18 protein-coding genes are annotated in these 18,711 nt (G+C 41.9%); all 18 read left to right on the top strand.

Annotated elements, in window-relative coordinates; all coding sequences use genetic code 11:
- Nucleotide 1 precedes the first annotated feature (1 nt).
- The 18 genes from ACLKML_RS08090 (at nt 2) to flhA (ending at nt 18,643) form a co-directional block, all read left to right on the top strand.
- Nucleotides 2–1,039: a sensor histidine kinase gene (locus tag ACLKML_RS08090; protein ID WP_413284890.1), complete on the top strand. Its 1,038-nt coding sequence runs from the start codon at nt 2–4 to the stop codon at nt 1,037–1,039.
- Nucleotides 1,039–2,523, top strand: a complete 1,485-nt coding sequence (locus ACLKML_RS08085; RefSeq protein WP_413284889.1) for a sigma-54-dependent transcriptional regulator — start codon at nt 1,039–1,041, stop codon at nt 2,521–2,523. The genes ACLKML_RS08090 and ACLKML_RS08085 overlap by 1 nt, the downstream gene beginning before the upstream one ends.
- Before the next feature lie 92 nt (nt 2,524–2,615).
- Nucleotides 2,616–2,927, top strand: a complete 312-nt coding sequence (fliE, locus tag ACLKML_RS08080) for a flagellar hook-basal body complex protein FliE (protein ID WP_413284888.1) — start codon at nt 2,616–2,618, stop codon at nt 2,925–2,927.
- Between the two features lie 10 nt (nt 2,928–2,937).
- The gene (fliF, locus tag ACLKML_RS08075; RefSeq protein ID WP_413284887.1) at nt 2,938–4,683 is read left to right on the top strand and encodes a flagellar basal-body MS-ring/collar protein FliF; all 1,746 of its coding nucleotides are present in this window, start codon (nt 2,938–2,940) and stop codon (nt 4,681–4,683) included.
- Nucleotides 4,676–5,734: a flagellar motor switch protein FliG gene (fliG, locus tag ACLKML_RS08070; RefSeq protein WP_413284886.1), complete on the top strand. Its 1,059-nt coding sequence runs from the start codon at nt 4,676–4,678 to the stop codon at nt 5,732–5,734. The genes fliF and fliG overlap by 8 nt, the downstream gene beginning before the upstream one ends.
- Nucleotides 5,735–5,811: 77 nt before the next feature.
- Nucleotides 5,812–6,612 carry a flagellar assembly protein FliH gene (fliH, locus tag ACLKML_RS08065; RefSeq protein ID WP_413284885.1) on the top strand — a complete coding sequence of 267 codons (801 nt, stop codon included), beginning with the start codon at nt 5,812–5,814 and terminating at the stop codon, nt 6,610–6,612.
- On the top strand, nt 6,612–7,943 hold the full coding sequence (gene fliI / locus ACLKML_RS08060) for a flagellar protein export ATPase FliI (protein ID WP_413284884.1): 1,332 nt from the start codon (nt 6,612–6,614) through the stop codon (nt 7,941–7,943). Before fliH ends, fliI begins: the two co-directional genes overlap by 1 nt.
- A gap of 16 nt (nt 7,944–7,959) precedes the next feature.
- On the top strand, nt 7,960–8,397 hold the full coding sequence (gene fliJ, locus ACLKML_RS08055) for a flagellar export protein FliJ (RefSeq protein ID WP_413284883.1): 438 nt from the start codon (nt 7,960–7,962) through the stop codon (nt 8,395–8,397).
- Nucleotides 8,398–8,528: 131 nt separating this feature from the next.
- The gene (locus ACLKML_RS08050) at nt 8,529–10,721 is read left to right on the top strand and encodes a flagellar hook-length control protein FliK (protein WP_413284882.1); all 2,193 of its coding nucleotides are present in this window, start codon (nt 8,529–8,531) and stop codon (nt 10,719–10,721) included.
- Between the two features lie 68 nt (nt 10,722–10,789).
- Entirely contained in the window at nt 10,790–11,293 is a 504-nt protein-coding gene (gene fliL, locus ACLKML_RS08045; protein ID WP_413284881.1) for a flagellar basal body-associated protein FliL, read from the top strand.
- Nucleotides 11,294–11,300: 7 nt separating this feature from the next.
- The gene (gene fliM, locus ACLKML_RS08040; RefSeq protein ID WP_413284880.1) at nt 11,301–12,353 is read left to right on the top strand and encodes a flagellar motor switch protein FliM; all 1,053 of its coding nucleotides are present in this window, start codon (nt 11,301–11,303) and stop codon (nt 12,351–12,353) included.
- 101 nt (nt 12,354–12,454) lie between these two features.
- The gene (gene fliN, locus ACLKML_RS08035; RefSeq protein WP_413284879.1) at nt 12,455–12,859 is read left to right on the top strand and encodes a flagellar motor switch protein FliN; all 405 of its coding nucleotides are present in this window, start codon (nt 12,455–12,457) and stop codon (nt 12,857–12,859) included.
- Nucleotides 12,860–12,907: 48 nt separating this feature from the next.
- Nucleotides 12,908–13,351 carry a flagellar biosynthetic protein FliO gene (gene fliO, locus ACLKML_RS08030; RefSeq protein WP_413284878.1) on the top strand — a complete coding sequence of 148 codons (444 nt, stop codon included), beginning with the start codon at nt 12,908–12,910 and terminating at the stop codon, nt 13,349–13,351.
- Complete coding sequence (gene fliP / locus ACLKML_RS08025) at nt 13,338–14,210, top strand: flagellar type III secretion system pore protein FliP (RefSeq protein WP_413284877.1); 873 nt, start codon at nt 13,338–13,340, stop codon at nt 14,208–14,210. Before fliO ends, fliP begins: the two co-directional genes overlap by 14 nt.
- A 14-nt stretch (nt 14,211–14,224) precedes the next feature.
- The gene (gene fliQ, locus ACLKML_RS08020; protein ID WP_317715472.1) at nt 14,225–14,494 is read left to right on the top strand and encodes a flagellar biosynthesis protein FliQ; all 270 of its coding nucleotides are present in this window, start codon (nt 14,225–14,227) and stop codon (nt 14,492–14,494) included.
- A 20-nt stretch (nt 14,495–14,514) separates the two neighbouring features.
- Nucleotides 14,515–15,300, top strand: a complete 786-nt coding sequence (gene fliR, locus ACLKML_RS08015) for a flagellar biosynthetic protein FliR (RefSeq protein WP_413284876.1) — start codon at nt 14,515–14,517, stop codon at nt 15,298–15,300.
- A 9-nt stretch (nt 15,301–15,309) separates the two neighbouring features.
- The gene (gene flhB, locus ACLKML_RS08010) at nt 15,310–16,440 is read left to right on the top strand and encodes a flagellar biosynthesis protein FlhB (RefSeq protein ID WP_413284875.1); all 1,131 of its coding nucleotides are present in this window, start codon (nt 15,310–15,312) and stop codon (nt 16,438–16,440) included.
- Nucleotides 16,441–16,549: 109 nt separating this feature from the next.
- Entirely contained in the window at nt 16,550–18,643 is a 2,094-nt protein-coding gene (gene flhA / locus ACLKML_RS08005; RefSeq protein ID WP_413284874.1) for a flagellar biosynthesis protein FlhA, read from the top strand.
- The last annotated feature ends 68 nt before the right edge of the window (nt 18,644–18,711 follow it).

Raw genomic sequence — 18,711 nt, 5'->3', positions numbered from 1 at the left:
AATGTCAGCAGATTTCACAGAGGGTAACCAAACCCACTTAGGCACACTTGAAGATCAAGTTTCTAGGTATAAGCAAGTATTAGATGTAATGCCTGCCGGTGTGATTCTATTAGATACTCAGGGTGAAGTTAAAGAAGCAAATCCAGAGGCAGAAAAGCTGCTGGAAGTTCCATTAGTTGGGGAGAAATGGTTTGCTGTTATACAGAATGCTTTTGCTCCTCGAGACGACGATGGTCATGAAATATCGTTAAAGAATGGTCGAAAAGTTAGGTTGGCCATTTCTGCTTCTTCTACCGGCCAATTGATTTTAATCACCGATCTTACTGAAACCCGCTTATTACAATCTCGAGTTGGTGATCTACAACGGCTCTCATCTCTTGGCAGAATGGTCGCCTCGCTTGCGCATCAAGTGAGAACACCGTTATCCAGTGCAATGTTATACGCATCCAATCTTGCTGCTGCTAACCTTCCAGCTCCAACCCGTGAAAGATTTCAGACGAAACTGATGGACCGATTGCACGATTTAGAGAAGCAAGTTAACGACATGTTGCTGTTTGCTAAAGGTGGCGATAATAAAGTGGTCAACGAATTTACTACTAAAGAGCTGCTCCAAGAATTCCAACCTATGATCGAAACCGTCATAAAGAACAACAATATTGATTATTTTGTAGAAGTAGAACAAGAGCAAACTCAATTACTTGGTAATGCAAATGCTATCGCCTCGGCGCTGAGTAATTTAGTGATTAATGCCATTCAAATAGCCGGTAAAGGCTCACAAGTAGACGTGTTTATTAGGCCAGTAGACAGTGAACTGAGAATATCTGTTCAAGATAGTGGTCCTGGTGTACCACAAGAATTGCAAGCAAAAATTATGGAACCTTTTTTTACTACTCGTTCACAAGGAACCGGGCTTGGTTTAGCGGTAGTGCAAATGGTTTGTCGAGCCCATAAAGGGCGATTAGAACTCATATCAGAAGAAGGGGATGGTGCTTGTTTCACTATGTGCCTTCCTATTCAAGCAAACTCTGGAGAAGAATAATGGCGCAAAGCAAAGTATTGATCGTTGAAGATGATGAAGGGTTACGTGAGGCCTTAGTAGATACTTTAGCCTTGGCAGGCTACGATTGGATTGAAGCAGATTGTGCGGAAGATGCATTAGTTAAGCTCAAATCAGATGAAGTTGATATTGTCGTATCCGATGTGCAAATGGCCGGGATGGGTGGCTTGGCATTGTTACGTAATATTAAGCAGCACAAGCCCAATCTTCCAGTGTTGTTGATGACCGCTTATGCCAATATTGAAGATGCGGTTGCCGCAATGAAAGAAGGCGCAATCGACTATATGGCAAAGCCATTTGCTCCAGAAGTGCTGTTAAATATGGTCTCGCGTTACGCCCCAGTCAAAAATGACGATAATGGTGACGCGGTTGTGGCGGATGAGAAAAGCTTAAAGCTGTTAGCGTTAGCCGATAAAGTAGCGAAAACCGATGCCAACGTGATGGTATTAGGCCCCAGTGGCTCAGGTAAAGAGGTTATGTCTCGATATATTCATAATATGTCGAATAGAAAAAATGGCCCTTTTGTGGCTATAAACTGCGCCGCCATCCCAGACAATATGCTTGAAGCGACTTTATTTGGCTATGAAAAAGGGGCATTTACTGGTGCTATTCAAGCTTGCCCAGGTAAATTTGAACAAGCGCAAGGAGGCACCATTCTACTGGACGAAATTAGTGAAATGGATTTAAACCTACAAGCCAAATTACTTCGGGTATTGCAAGAAAGGGAAGTTGAACGTCTTGGTAGCCGAAAAAGTATTAATTTAGATGTACGAGTGTTGGCGACAAGCAACCGAGATCTAAAACGCTATGTAGCCGAAGGTAATTTTCGTGAAGATCTTTATTACAGGCTCAACGTATTCCCAATCTCTTGGCCTGCGCTGGCGCAAAGAAAAGGTGATATCGAACCACTAGCGATCCATTTAGCGGAAAGGAACTGTCAAAAATTAGGCATGCCTGTTCCGTCATTTTCGGCGCAAGCTGTGAGTAAATTATTAAATTATCCTTGGCCGGGCAACGTACGTGAATTAGATAATGTGATCCAACGAGCTCTGATTTTATGTGATCAAGGTGATATTCAAGGAGAACATATTTTGCTTGAAGGTGTTGACTGGCATGATGCCAACAGTTTACAAAGTGTGGTTGAAACAGGTCAACTTGCACCAAATATCGCACCAGTTGCTGAGACCAATCCTACTATTCCGGTAGACTCTCCTGTTTCGTCATCTAGCCAGGCCTCTTCTATTCCGGCCTCTGATTCCAATGCTTCTGCTGCCGCTAAGCCACTCTCGTCAGGGGAAGGTTTGGGCAACGAACTGCGTGATCAAGAGTTTGCTATTATTTTAGAGACATTAATTGAATGCAATGGCAGAAGAAAGGATATTGCCGATAAATTGGGCATCAGCCCAAGAACGCTACGCTATAAATTGGCCAAAATGAGAGATGCAGGTATAGAACTGCCTTGTTAGTATTGTTCGAATTATTTTCATGGTGGTATGCTAATTGCTTCTTCAGTAGTAGATAAGTTAAAAAGTCAAATTATTGGCTTTGGGGAGAAGCAGTGAATATAAGTGGAATTCAAACAGAAATGCAGACAATGATGCTTCAAGCATCAAACTCAACTGAGCCTGCAACAAGCCAAAAAGTAGGGGCTGATTTTGGGCAACTATTGAATTCGGCAATTAACAATGTTAACTCTCTGCAAAAAGCATCTGGTGATTTGCAAACGCGTTTCGATAGAGGTGATGAAAATGTTTCTCTTTCAGATGTGATGATCGCGAGAAACAAATCCAGCGTTGCGTTTGAAGCAACTATTCAAGTAAGAAATAAGCTAGTCGATGCTTATAAGCAACTTATGAATATGCCAGTATAGGTGACTAAGAGTGGCTCAAGATAACCAATCAACCAATTTGGCAGTAAGCGATACAAGTGGCAGCGCCCTTGTTTCTAGTTCGGCCGACCTCGATAGTTCAACTCAAGATCCGGGGTTAAACGAAAAGCGTTCGTCAAAAGTTGATTTAGCAATGGGCGATTTAGATTTGCTACGTCAAGTTGTCCTTGTTTTGTCCATTTCCATCTGCGTTGCATTAATCGTTATGCTATTTTTCTGGGTAAAAGAACCGGAACTTCGTCCTCTTGGCTCCTATCAAACCGAAGAGCTTATCCCTATTCTTGACTATCTTGATGCACAAAAACAAGAATATAAGCTTGAAGGTAACACCATCTCTGTTCCTGTCAGTGAATACAGCCAACTTAAACTGAATTTATCTCGAGCGGGGTTAAATCAAGCAACACAAGCAGGCGATGATATACTTTTAAATGATATGGGTTTTGGCGTATCACAACGATTAGAAAAAGAGAGGCTGAAATTAAGCCGTGAAAGGCAGTTAGCAAAAGCCATTGAGCAAATGCGTCAAGTACGCAAAGCGTCGGTGTTACTTGCCTTACCTCAGCAAAGTGTTTTTGTTCGTCAAAATCAAGAAGCCTCCGCCACAGTATTTGTTAATTTAGCGACTGGCACATCTCTAAAACAAGAAGAAGTGGACTCGATTGTCGATATGGTTGGCAGTGCGGTATCGGGTATGAAGCCTACTCGGGTTACCGTGACCGATCAACATGGTCGCTTGTTGAGTTCTGGTTCGCAAGATCCGTTGTCAACGGCTCGACGCAAAGAACAAGATTTGGAAAGAAAACAAGAACAAGCCTTGCGCGACAAAATTGATTCAGTATTGATGCCGATACTTGGCATTGGTAATTATACCGCTCAAGTGGATATTCAATTAGATTTTAGTGCAGTAGAGCAAACACGTAAGCAATACGATCCACAAACTGCAGCGACTCGCAGTGAATACACATTAGAAGATTACAACAATGGTAATGTGGTTGCAGGTGTACCGGGAGCGTTAAGCAATCAACCTCCAGCCGATGCTTCTATTCCTGAAGATGTGGCACAAATGAAAGATGGTTCGTTGCTTGGTCAAGGTTCGGTTCATAAAGAAGCGACGAGAAATTTCGAATTGGATACCACAATTAGCCATGAGCGACGTCAAACCGGGATTATTGATCGTCAAACTGTATCGGTTGCTATCAAAAATAAAGCGGTAGCCGACCCGGACACAGGCGAAGTGACCTTCGAGCCGATGTCGGATAGTGACCTTTCCGCGATTAAACAAGTGCTTATCGGTACCGTTGGTTTTAACGAGCAACGCGGCGATTTATTAAATGTGTTAAGCGTTAAATTTGCTGAACCACAGTTTACCGAGACACTTGAATCCAATATTTGGGATCACCCTAATTTTAACGAATGGGTTCGTTGGGCCGCAAGTGCCTTGGTGATTATTATTGTTGTACTTGTCCTTATTCGACCAGCAATGAAAAAACTCCTTAATCCAAATGCAGATGCAGACGGTGTAGAGTATGACGCCGATGGCATGCCAATTACCAATGATGGCGAAACCAGTTTAATTGGCAGTGATATTGAAAGTGGTGAAGCGTTTGAATTTGGTTCGGGAATTGATTTACCAAACCTACATAAAGATGAAGATGTGCTTAAAGCAGTAAGAGCACTGGTTGCAAATGAACCTGAGTTAGCCGCTCAGGTTGTGAAAAATTGGTTAGCAGATGCCTGATGAAATTGTAAAACGTGAAGAAGGTGGTGCGGTTGCGACAACCGACACTGTTGATATTGCTAGTATAACGGGTGATGAAAAAGCCGCGATTTTGTTGTTGAGTTTAAGCGAAGAAGATGCAGCAGGCATTATCCGTCATCTTGAACCTAAACAAGTTCAACGTGTTGGCAGTGCTATGGCCAGAGCAACGGACCTTAACAATGATAAAGTGGGTGCTGTCCATCGAGCATTTTTAGAAGACATTCAAAAATATACCAATATAGGTATGGGCAGTGAAGACTTCATGCGTAAAGCCTTAGTAGCGGCGTTAGGTGAAGACAAAGCCGGTAACTTGGTTGATCAAATTTTATTAGGTACGGGTTCTAAAGGCCTAGACTCATTGAAATGGATGGACCCACGACAAGTTGCCACTATTATTATCAACGAACACCCTCAGATACAGACCATAGTTTTATCTTATTTAGATGCCGATCAATCCGCTGAAATTCTATCCCAGTTCCCAGAGCGAGTACGTCTTGACTTAATGATGCGAATTGCCAACCTAGAAGAAGTTCAACCATCGGCATTAGCAGAATTGAATGAAATCATGGAGAAACAATTTGCTGGTCAAGCTGGCGCGCAAGCGGCGAAAATTGGTGGTTTGAAAGCGGCGGCTGAAATAATGAACTATATGGATAACAGTGTTGAAGGTGTCCTGATTGATCAAATTAGAGATCAAGATGAAGACATGGCGACACAAATTCAAGATCTAATGTTTGTGTTTGAAAACTTAATAGAAGTTGACGACCAAGGTGTGCAAAAACTGCTACGAGATGTGCCACAAGATGTCCTGCAAAAAGCGCTTAAAGGTGCAGATGAAGGCTTGCGTGAGAAAGTATACAAAAACATGTCAAAACGCGCAGCAGATATGATGCGAGATGATATAGAAGCCATGCCACCTGTACGTGTTGCCGATGTAGAAGCGGCGCAGAAAGAGATTTTAGGTGTTGCTCGAAAACTTGCTGATAGCGGAGATATTATGCTGTCAGGTGGCGCAGACGAATTCTTATAACGGTTCGCGTTCTATTCTATTTTTAAGTGCTATATTTTAATTAGTTACGTAACGCAATGAAAATAAGTAGGTAATGTATGTCTCTTGAGCGAAAAAGAGGGTTTTTACGCCCAGAAGAAGATGATGTAGAGATTCAACCTGAAAAATGGGGATTGCCTGATTATACGCCTACCTCTCATAACGAAGCGCAAGAAACGGCACTTAATTATGATCCAGGTTGGATCCCTAACTTTGATGAACCAGCTAAAGAAGAACCAGTAGCATTGACTCAAGCGGCAGTTGACGAAATACGTAACAATGCACATGAAGAAGGTTACCATCAAGGACAAGAAGCCGGCTTTAATGCAGGTTACGAAAAAGGCAAAGAAAAAGGTTTACAAGAAGGTCAGGCTGAAGGCTTAGAACTCGGCAAAGCTGAAGGTCTTCAGCAAGGACAAGAACAGATAAAGCAACAAGTAGAGCAGCTTGTTAACTTAGCGAATCAATTTGCTCAGCCACTAGAATTGATGAACGCTCAAGTAGAAAAGCAATTGGTTGAAATGGTCCTTATGTTAACCAAAGAAGTCGTTCATGTTGAAGTACAAACTAACCCACAAATTATTTTAGATACTGTTAAAGAATCTGTAGAAGCGCTACCGATTGCAGGTCACTCGATTACTGTAAAGCTTAATCCAGAAGACATCGATATCGTTCACTCAGCCTATGGTGACGAAGCATTAAATTTACGTAACTGGACTCTAGTAAGTGAGCCATCACTTAATCGTGGTGATATTCAAATAGAGGCTGGAGAATCTAGCGTTAACTATAAAATGGAACAACGCATCCGCTCTGTTATTCAATCTTTTTGTGCTGCTAATCGTTTCCAAGGAACAGAATAATGCAAGCCCTTGCCGAAAAGTTATCGCAATATAAAACTCAAGGGTTAACTACTCGTGCAATCGCATCCGGAAAATTGGTCCGAGTGGTTGGATTAACGCTAGAAGCGACAGGCTGCAAGGCACCAATTGGCAGTTTGTGCACGGTAGAAACCTTAACCGGAAATATGGAAGCCGAAGTGATAGGTTTTTCTGGCGAAAATTTATTCCTTATGCCAAGTGAGCAGACTTCCGGTATATTGCCGGGCGCCAAAGTGACACCCATAACCAGTGAAGGCGGCTTGCCGGTTGGTATGGAGCTTTTAGGGCGTGTTATCGATGGTGTAGGAAACCCTATCGACGGACTCGGTGATATCTATACCGATAAGCGTGCTTCATTCACTAGCGATCCTATCAATCCTTTATTGCGTAAGCCAATATCAGAACCATTAGATGTGGGACTAAAAGCGGTAAATGGATTGTTAACGGTAGGAAAAGGCCAACGAATTGGTCTATTTGCCGGTTCTGGTGTAGGTAAATCGGTCACATTAGGCATGATGACCCGCGGAACCACGGCCCAAGTAGTGGTGGTTGGTCTTATTGGCGAGCGTGGGCGAGAAGTAAAAGAGTTCATTGAAGAAATACTAGGTGAAGATGGCCGGCAGCGGGCCGTTGTGGTTGCCGCTCCAGCCGATGCTTCACCGTTAATGCGCTTAAAGGGCTGTCAAACAGCATTAACTATTGCCGAATATTTTCGAGATCAGGGTTTAGACGTGTTGTTGTTATTAGATTCCCTGACCCGTTTTGCACAAGCTCAAAGGGAAATTGCGCTATCCGTTGGTGAACCCCCTGCAACCAAAGGTTACCCACCATCCGTTTTTGCCAAGTTGCCTTCATTAGTTGAACGTGCTGGTAATGGTAGCCCAGAACAAGGTTCTATCACTGCTTTTTTTACCGTATTAACCGAAGGTGATGATCTTCAAGATCCTATCGCTGATGCATCGCGAGCTATTCTTGATGGTCACATCGTACTCTCAAGAGAAATGGCCGATGCTGGTCACTATCCAGCCATTGATGTTGAAAAGTCAGTGAGCCGTGTTATGCCACAAATTACCTCTGACGAGCACATGTTAATGTCTAAAGCGGTGCGTCAAGTTTTATCTATCTGTCGCAAGAATCAAGACCTGGTTTCTATTGGTGCTTATAAACCGGGAACCGATCCTGCTATAGACAGTGCGTTCACCTTAAAACCAACGCTTGATCAATATTTACAGCAAAGTATGAAAGAGTCGGTACCATATGAAATGTGCGTCAATATGCTACGTCATATTTTACAAAGCGCCGGAAGTAATTAATGGAAATGGATAACTAATGGAAAATGCACTAGATTTTTTGTTAGAACAAGCGAACGAACGCGAGAACCAAGCGGTCCTGGCTTTGAATAAAGCTCGCTCTGAATTAGATGATTATTATAAGCAAATTGCTCAAATTGAACGTTATCGGCTCGATTATTGTCAGCAATTGACAGACCGTGGAAAAAACGGCTTGTCAGCCAGTGAATACGGGCACTTAAATCGTTTTTTAACCCAGTTGGATAATACGCTCACTCAGCAACGACAAGCAGAAGGACATTTTAAATCTCAAGTCGAAAACTGCCAAGAACACTGGTTAGAAACCAGAAAGCAAAAACGTTCTTATGAGTGGATGATAGATAAAAAAAATCAACAACAACAGAAGTTAGAAAATTATCGTGACCAAAAACAAATGGATGAATTTACTACCCTCCAATACGCTCGAAGAAAAATCTAGCGGTAAATGAGTTGTATAATATTGTCACTTGGTCTGATTTTTGCATTTTATTATCAGTGATAAAGTCTAGATGGACAAAATAGTTCGTCGATTATTGGTTACCTTTATAAAGAGCATACGAGACTAATTTTATGAATCAAACTTCTTTGTCTGTTAGCGATGTCGGTAAGTCCGTCCCTTTAGTGAAAAGTGGTGCCGCACAAGTGGAAGAGGCTTCTGAATCAAACGAATCAGGCAGCTTTTTGCAAACGCTAGGCGCTATTTTTTCCACTGATGCCGAGTCAGACAAAGTAAGTGCAGAGTCGTCCACCGACACCAGTGATATTGGTTCTAGTGATATAAAAGCAAAGTCAGCAGATGCTAAAAATGTAAGTACTCAAGCTTTAGATGTGGAAAGCATCAAGCCAGTAGAATCAGAAGCCGATGGTTCCATAACCGATGATTTCAAAACTGAAGGTTCAGAAGATGCAACTTTGCAGACTGATGCAGTTAAAGGAAACAATTCAGGCGATGAATCAACCAATGTTGCCCTTAATCAACGAACTAGCGATGAGGATTTGACGGAGTCAGCATCAGTTGATGAGAAACCTAAGCAACAAACAGCTCAACAAATGATGAGCCAAGGTAACGAATTACTAGGCCGATTAGATGAATCGAATCAGGCACTGAAAAAACAGGCAGGCAATAATTTGCCTCCATCCGATCCAGAGAAAAAGATCTCTCTAGACACTTCTTCTTTAGATTCATCTTCTTTAAACACTTCATCTTCAGGTAATGCTACTGGTGAGAATTCACAACACGTGAATTTATTGAATTCTGACAAGTTGGCTGCCGTGAGCCGTCAAGTTATTGAATCTGAAGTCACGACTGACAGTGATATGAAGGAACAACCACAAGCCGGGTTATCGGTTGCTGAACAACAGCAGGTACTGGCGCTTTATGCTGCTCAAAAAGCAGAGTCGGATGTCGATGTCGATGATAATACTAATGTCGATGATAATACTAATGTCGATGATAATGTTAATGCTGAACAAAATAGCGACCGAATTCTTCTAACATCACTGTCCGAAAAACAGATCAATCAAATGTCAGATCAAGAGTTAGCCGCTTTGTCAGAATCGAATGTGCTAGCAAGCCAATTGATTGAACAACAGCAAGCTAAGCAGAGCCAAGCATTATCTGAACAAGACAGTGAACAACCGATATTAAGTCAAATGAATGACCGTTTAGTATGGGGTGATAAAGAATTACCGACCGAAGCACCATTAGCCAAACAGCTGAGTCGTGCCGATATTGAAGCAACATTATCGGCATTAAATTTGGATGATGTTCCGCTGGAAGAGTTATCTGACGAAGAATTAGCGTATCTTGCTCAATTAAGTATCGCTAATACCACAGCAGAAACGTCTAACGATGCCAGCGATCAGGTTAAACCCCATTCTGTGGCTACAGCAGTTACGCCAAATTCTTTATCGCAACAAGCTAGTCAATCACAGCAATTCATTCAGGCACAGCAAGCGATTCAGTCACAGCAATCCATTCAGTCACAGCAGGCGATAGCACAACTTAATGCTCAAGCTGCGTCGTTAGAAGGGGCTTCTGTTGTCGCTCCGGCACAGAGTGCCACTTTAGAGCAAGGTGGCGTGTCATTAGCCGCACTCAATACCTTTAATCCAGCGCAGAGTGTGATGGCAAGCAATGCCAATTCACAACAGCAAATGATGAAATCAGCATTGACGAGCGCAGGCCTCAGTGAAGCACTGAATCCTAGTGATAAAGGCGACAATAAAGAGAGCAGTTTATCTCAGCAGCTTTCTGGTTTAGCTGTTCAACAAGGGGTTCAACAAGCACAGGTTAAAGCTGAAGCATCGCAAGCAATACAACAAAATTCGTTACATTTGTCGCGAGAAGCCGCAAGTGAGAAGTTATCTGATCAAATTCAAATGATGATGTCAAAAAATCTGAAAAATATTGATATCCGTTTGGATCCGCCTGAACTTGGACGAATGCATATTAGAATGACAATGCACGGTGATTCTGCTGCAGTTCAATTTACCGTGGCGAATCAACAAGCACGAGATATTGTTGACCAAGCGATGCCACGACTTAGGGAAATGTTAATTCAGCAAGGGATACAGCTGGCTGATACGTCGGTACAGCAACAAAGCAGCGGACAGCAACAAAATCAATACGCTGAAAATGGCGATAATCAATCAGGTGGTAAACAAGGCCGTGCTGATGATAATCAACTGAATGTTGATGAAAGCATCAATCTTAACGTGAATATTAAGTCAAAAGATGATGGAATTAGTTATTACGCTTAATATTTTTAATATAACTTAGTGGCTTATCAGTGTATAAGTTTCTGAAAAATGAATAATTTGAGATCTCTATGGCAGATGAGCAACAATTAGACGGTGGAAATGCCCCGAAAGGCAAAAGCAAAATGATGATTATTATTATCCTAGTGGTGGTGTTATTGGCCGCAGGTGGTGGTGGTGCTTATTTTCTTTTGGGCTCTGATGGCTCTGATGTCGCAGAAATAGAACAAGGGCAAGATCAAGTATCACTCCCTGAACCTGCTTCCTATGTCAATATTCCGCAACCTTTTCTATTTACAGCGCCAGGAAAACCAAGAGACCGATTAGTACAAATAAAAGTACAGGTAATGGTTAGAGGGGTGAAAAACGAAGATCTCGCACGGCACCATTCTCCTTTAATCGAGAGCACCATTTTGAATACATTGGGCTCGACCACGGTGGAACAATTAAGAACCCCAACCGGTCGAACTCAATTACGCGAACAAGCGACAGAAAATATCCGGACGACGATGACTGAACTGGTCGGGCAACCGGTTATTGAAAGGGTACTTTTTACTGATTTTGTAATTCAATAGGCTTCAAGTGACAGATTTATTATCTCAAGATGAAATTGATGCATTACTCCATGGCGTAGACGATGTTGATGATGCGGAAGATGAGCTAGATAGCGATGCTGAAGGGACCGTTAGTTTTGACTTCTCTTCTCAAGATCGAATTGTTCGTGGTCGAATGCCGACCTTGGAACTTATTAATGAACGTTTCGCCCGTCATATGCGAGTCAGTTTGTTTAATATGTTACGTAAGACCGCTGAAGTGTCGATTAATGGCGTACAAATGATGAAATTTGGTGAATATCAAAATACATTGTATGTACCGACTAGCTTAAACATGGTGAGGTTTAGACCGCTAAAAGGCACCGCCTTGATTACAATGGAAGCTCGGCTGGTGTTTATTTTAGTTGAGAACTTTTTTGGTGGTGATGGTCGATTTCATGCAAAAATTGAAGGGCGTGAGTTTACCCCAACTGAACGTCGAATTATTCAGTTATTACTCAAAGTTGTGTTTGAAGATTACAAAGAAGCTTGGTCACCAGTGATGGGAGTTGAGTTTGAATACTTGGATTCAGAAGTTAACCCCAGTATGGCCAACATTGTCAGCCCAACAGAAGTGATTGTGGTCAGTTCGTTCCATATAGAAGTGGATGGTGGTGGCGGTGATTTTCATGTTGTCATGCCTTATTCGATGGTAGAACCTATACGTGAATTACTCGATGCTGGTGTGCAATCGGATAAAATGGAAACCGACATTCGTTGGAGTTCGGCATTACGTGACGAAATAATGGATGTACCCGTTAATTTCCGTGTCAATTTGTTGGAGAAAGACATTTCTCTACGCGATCTTATGGAGCTGCAGCCCGGCGATGTTATTCCAATAAAAATGCCGGAAAATGCCACTATGTTCGTAGAAGAGTTGCCTACCTATCGGGTAAAAATGGGGCGTTCGGGTGATAAATTAGCGGTTCAGGTAGCGGAAAAAATCAAACGTCCCGATGTGGTAAAAACCGACATTGCATTTTTAGGAAAAGATATGATGTCTGAGATTGGTAGCGCCAATTCTGATTCAGACGACGATTAACAAGCATTACCAAGAATAGTAAAGCGTTTATTTAAAATTTAACAAAGACTTAGATAAATCAACCAAAACCACCTAAGTCAATAGAGAAACAGGTAATAACCATGGATCAAAACGAAGACCAAAAACTAGCAGATGAATGGGCCGCCGCTTTGAGTGAAGACCCAGCAGCATCAGGATCGGACGACGCCGAAGTTGCACCATTGGAAGAATTATCTGATGAATCTTCGCCTATTTCAGATGATGAGCGTCGTAAACTCGATACCATAATGGATATCCCTGTCACCATTTCAATGGAAGTGGGTCGTTCACAGATAAGCATTAGAAACTTGTTACAGCTGAACCAAGGGTCAGTGGTAGAGCTAGACAGAATTGCCGGTGAATCACTAGATGTTATGGTGAACGGGACACTAATCGCTCACGGAGAAGTGGTTGTGGTCAATGATAAGTTTGGTATTCGCTTAACCGATGTGATCAGCCAAACTGAGCGAATTAAGAAGCTTAGGTAATTATCAATACAACTTATAAGACAACCACATTAAGGTGAACAATATAATATGATAACAACCAGTGTTGATATTGATGGTTCTAACCAGCAGAAAACCGGCACACCTACCGCCAAAACAGTTTTAGCGGTTAGTTTTGGCTGCTTTTCTGCACCGGCGTGGGCGGCTGTCCCGCAATTAGACTTGTTAACTACATTGGGCTCGTTGATTTTTGTTTTAGCTTTGATATTTTCGTTAGCTTGGTTACTTAAAAAAATGAGAGTACCGGCTATGGGAAATCAAAAAGGGTTGGCCATCATAAAACAAATTCCCGTCGGTACGCGTGAACGAATTGCAGTAATTAAAGCAGGGGATGAGCAATTTTTAGTTGGGATCACTTCTCAGTCTATTAACCTTATATCTCGGTTGGATAAACCCATTGATGAAGAGCAAGTGACTAGCAGTCAGTTTGCCAATCAATTTAGTCAGTTATTGAAATCAAATGAAAAAAAATAACCTTATCGCTGTACTAATAGCCGCGTTGGTATTTGTTCTGTTTGTACCCAAAACCGTGGCTCAGGAAGAGCTTGAAACGCCTATTTCCAGTAGTGCTTTAGCAGCAGAAAACATTACCGTTACCGCTTTACAAAGTGAGCAAGGTGCGTCAAGTAGTACCGTTTCCACGAGTGTTTCTAATGCGCCGGGTATTCCTGCGTTTACTATGACAGCTAATCCAGACGGCAGTGAAGACTATTCGGTAAACTTACAGATATTGGCATTAATGACTATGTTGGGTTTTCTGCCCGCCATGGTTATTTTGATGACTTCTTTTACTCGTATCGTGGTGGTGATGTCGATACTGCGTCAAGCGATGGGACTACAACAAACGCCTTCTAACCAAGTTATCATTGGTATTGCCATGTTCCTCACGTTTTTCATCATGTCCCCCGTAATCGATAACGTAAACCAAACCGCGATTCAACCTTATTTAGATCAGCAAATTTCTGCTCGCCAAGCATTTGATAACGCACAAGAACCAATGAAAGCGTTTATGCTGAAGCAGACCCGAATAAAAGACCTTGAAACCTTTGTTAATATATCGGGCTCCGAAGTAACCCGACCGGAAGATGTGTCGATGGCGGTACTCATTCCTGCTTTCATTACCTCTGAACTGAAAACAGCATTTCAAATTGGCTTTATGTTATTTTTGCCGTTTTTGATCATTGATTTGGTGGTTGCTTCAATATTGATGGCGATGGGTATGATGATGTTATCGCCAATGATTGTGTCACTGCCGTTTAAATTAATGCTTTTTGTGTTAGTCGATGGTTGGAATTTAATTCTTTCTACCCTAGCGGGCAGTTTTGCGTTGTAGCGAGGATAGCCTAAATGACTCCTGAAGTTTTTGTAGAAATATTTCGCAGTGCTTTATGGCTGGTTCTTGTCATGGTCTGTGCGATTATCATTCCAAGCTTGATGATAGGATTGGTGGTTGCGATTTTTCAAGCGGCCACATCGATAAATGAACAAACGTTAAGCTTCCTTCCGCGCTTAATTGTTACTTTGCTTGCTTTAATGTTTGGTGCTCATTGGATGACACAATCTATGATTGAGTTTTTTTATGAGATGGTAGAACGCTTGCCACAAGTGCTTTACTAACAAATAAGGTTGCATCACTGATGACAAGTTTTCCAACCACAATAGTACTCGACTGGATTGCCAATTATTTTTGGCCTTTTACCAGAATTTCGGCCATGTTCATGGTGATGACCGTTACAGGGGCACGTTTTGTTTCTACTCGCATTAGGCTATATCTTTCCTTAGCGGTTACTTTGGCGGTAATGCCGGCTATCCCTGCGGTAACAAATACTATCGAACTGGTTTCTTTACCTGGTTTTTTAACAACTTTGGAGCAGTTAATTATCGGTGTTGCCATGGGGATGGTCACACAATTTATTTTACAAACCTTTGTTATGCTAGGCCAGATACTTGGTATGCAAGCCAGTTTAGGCTTTGCTTCTATGGTTGATCCAGCTAATGGTCAGAACACACCATTGTTAGGGCAGCTATTTATGTTTTTAGCCACCATGTTTTTCTTAGCAACAGACGGACATCTTAAGATGATCAGTTTGGTTGTTATGAGCTTTAAAACTTTACCTATTGGTACTGGTGCTCTCACAAATACTGATTTCCGTGAACTGTCTCTGTGGTTAGGTACTATGTTTAAAACGGCGCTAAGCATGTCATTATCTGGCATTATAGCCTTACTGACCGTAAATTTATCCTTTGGTGTTATGACCCGAGCTGCACCACAGCTAAATATATTTTCTTTAGGTTTTGCTTTTGCCCTAATGGTCGGTCTACTCTTATGTTGGTACATCATGCTTGGTCTGTACAGTCATTATGAACTGTACTGGGTAGAAGGCGAGCAGCAAATTTGTAAACTTATTCGACTGGCTTGTTAAAGAGAGTATATGGCAGATTCAGATGGACAAGAAAGGACAGAAGACGCAACGCCCAAGCGATTGCAACAGGCTCGAGAAAAAGGCCAAGTAGCTCGTTCAAAAGAGCTGGCTTCTGTTTCGGTACTGATAGTAGGTTCGGTGTCTTTAATGATGTTTGGTGAAACCTTAGCTAAGGGATTATGGGCGGCGATGACACGCTTATTTACGCTTAGTCGAAATGAAATTTTCGATACCACCATATTACTCGATATCGCTTCCGGTGCTTTAGCTCAGTTGTTACTGCCATTATTTATCATTTTGATTACTTTGTTTGTCGCCGCAGTTATTGGTTCTGCAGGGGTTGGTGGTATCAATTTTTCAGTAGAAGCTGCGATGCCAAAAGCATCTAAAATGAACCCGCTAAGTGGTATAAAACGGATGTTTGGCTTACAAAGTTGGGTCGAATTACTCAAATCGATACTGAAAGTTTCTTTGGTTGCTGGTACTGCTTTTTACTTGATCAACGCTTCTAAAGTTGACTTGTTTCAGCTTAGTATGGATACGTTTCCTCTCAATATTTATCATTCCCTCGATATCCTAATTAATTTTATTTTATTAATTAGCTGTACGTTATTGATTGTTGTCGCTATTGATATCCCTTTTCAAATTTGGCAACACGCCAATCAACTAAAAATGACTAAGCAAGAGATAAAAGACGAATATAAAGAAACCGAGGGTAAACCAGAAGTTAAAGGCCGAATCAGAATGTTGCAACGAGAAGCCGCGCAACGTCGAATGATGGCAGATGTCCCGACTGCTGATGTGATTGTCACCAACCCAGAACATTTTTCTGTCGCGCTTCGCTATGATACCAGCAAAGACAGAGCGCCAATTGTGGTTGCAAAAGGAGTCGATCATATGGCGTTAAAAATTCGTGAAATAGCCAGAGAGCACGAAATTTTCATTATACCCGCTCCGCCTCTTGCTCGAGCTTTATACCACTCAACTGAATTAGAACAACAGATCCCCGACGGCTTGTTTACCGCCGTGGCGCAAGTATTAGCTTATGTGTTTCAGTTGAAGCAGTACCGCAAACGAGGAGGGCAAAAACCTTCACTCAAAGATGAAAACATGCCTATCCCATCAGAGCTTAAATATTAACGGTTTTACTGTGTCACTTTTTTGACTGATTCATTGGACTGATATTTGCATGATATAAGCAATGTGTTGATTTATTTCTCTTTCAATCAAAATTGAAGTCTAGCAATTTATGAAATTTAACCTACCATTTTCTGAAAAATTACCGTCAATCTCCAATCGAGCATTACCGGCTATTGGTGCGCCGATTGTAGTATTGTCGACGTTAGGAATGGTGGTGTTACCTGTACCGCCATTTTTACTCGATCTATTTTTTACTTTTAATATCGCCTTATCTTTGGTGGTCTTGTTAGTGACCATTTACACACGAAGACCGTTAGATTTCGCAGCTTTTCCTACCGTATTGTTGGTTGCTACACTATTGCGTTTGGCTCTTAATGTTGCTTCAACCCGAGTGGTTTTACTTTATGGCCATGAAGGAGGGGACGCTGCGGGTAGTGTGATTGAAGCATTTGGTAGCGTGGTAATTGGTGGTAACTATGCCGTTGGCTTAATTGTATTTCTGATTCTTATGATCATTAACTTTATGGTGGTAACCAAAGGTGCAGGTCGTATATCTGAAGTAAGTGCTCGCTTTACATTAGATGCACTACCCGGCAAGCAGATGGCTATCGATGCTGATTTAAACGCAGGTTTAATCGATCAAGAAGCGGCACGAACAAGACGTTTCGAAGTAACAAAAGAAGCAGATTTTTATGGCTCGATGGATGGTGCGTCTAAATTTGTAAAAGGGGATGCCATTGCCGGTATCTTAATTCTATTTATTAATATTATCGGTGGGTTAATCATCGGTATGATTCAGTTTGATCTCACCTTTCAAGAAGCAATTAAAATATATACTTTGCTTACTATTGGTGATGGATTGGTAGCTCAGATACCGTCGCTATTACTATCCATTGGTGCCGCTATCATGGTGACTCGTCAAAATACCGATGAGGATATGGGCAAAGAGATGGTATTCCAACTCTTAGACAATCCTAAGGCATTGATGATTACGGCGGCGATACTGGGTGTTATGGGTATCGTTCCTGGTATGCCTCATTTTTCTTTTATCTCGTTAAGTCTTATCGCCGGTGCCGGCGCCTATTATTTAGCTAATAAGCAGAAAAAAGCGTTAGAAAAATCCAATTTACCAGCAGTAGCAGAACCTGAAAGCGTCGCTCAGAAAGAGTTATCGTGGGATGATGTTCAACCTGTTGATATTATTGGCTTAGAAGTAGGATACCGATTAATTCCTATGGTCGATAAAGAACAAGGCGGAGAACTTCTCGACCGGGTTAAAGGGGTGCGTAAAAAGCTATCGCAAGACTTTGGCTTTTTAATTCCGGCCGTTCATATACGAGATAATCTCGAGCTGACACCAAATAGTTATCGCATTACGTTGATGGGAGTAGCGGTAGGTGAAGCCGAAATTCGTCCAGACCAAGAATTGGCGATCAACCCTGGACAGGTTTACGGGATGGTGGAAGGTGAACAAACCATGGATCCGGCATTTGGACTTGAAGCGGTTTGGATCAAAGAAGATAAAAGAGAGCATGCACAAGCACTTGGTTACACGGTGGTTGACGCCGCTACAGTGCTTGCTACTCATTTAAGCCAATTATTGACCAATAACGCCTCTCAGTTAATTGGTCATGAAGAAGTACAGAATCTGCTAGAAATGTTAGGACGATCGACACCTAAATTGGTTGAAGGATTTGTGCCTGACCAATTGTCATTAGGCGTGGTGGTGAAAGTTCTACAAAATCTACTCAACGAAGCAATACCGATTCGTGATATACGCACGATCGTTCAAACCATGTCTGAGTATGCCAGTAAGAGTCAAGAACCTGACATATTAACCGCAGCGGTGAGAATTGCTTTAAAACGGCTTATTGTACAAGAAATCAATGGGATAGAACCTGAATTGCCAGTGATAACCTTAATTCCCGAACTGGAACAAATATTGCATCAAACTATGCAGGCTTCAGGCGGCGAATCGACAGGCATTGAACCAGGTTTAGCAGAACGATTACAATCGTCATTGAGTCAAGCGACGCAAGAGCAAGAACTGAAAGGTGAACCCGCGGTGTTGTTAACATCAGGAGTGTTGCGGACAACATTAGCTAAGTTTGTTAAAAATACTATTCCAAATTTAAGAGTGCTTTCTTATCAAGAAATACCAGATGAAAAACAGATTAGAATTGTGCAGGCAGTAGGGAATTAATCTTGTCAGTATTTTATATATGAATGCTTATGTTTAGGGTAGTGAATATGGTTGAAATACACGCTATT

It is taken from the genome of Vibrio sp. MA40-2, from assembly GCF_047302445.1.
In the GTDB taxonomy this organism is placed as follows: domain Bacteria; phylum Pseudomonadota; class Gammaproteobacteria; order Enterobacterales; family Vibrionaceae; genus Vibrio.
This window is presented reverse-complemented; position numbering and strand designations above follow the sequence as displayed.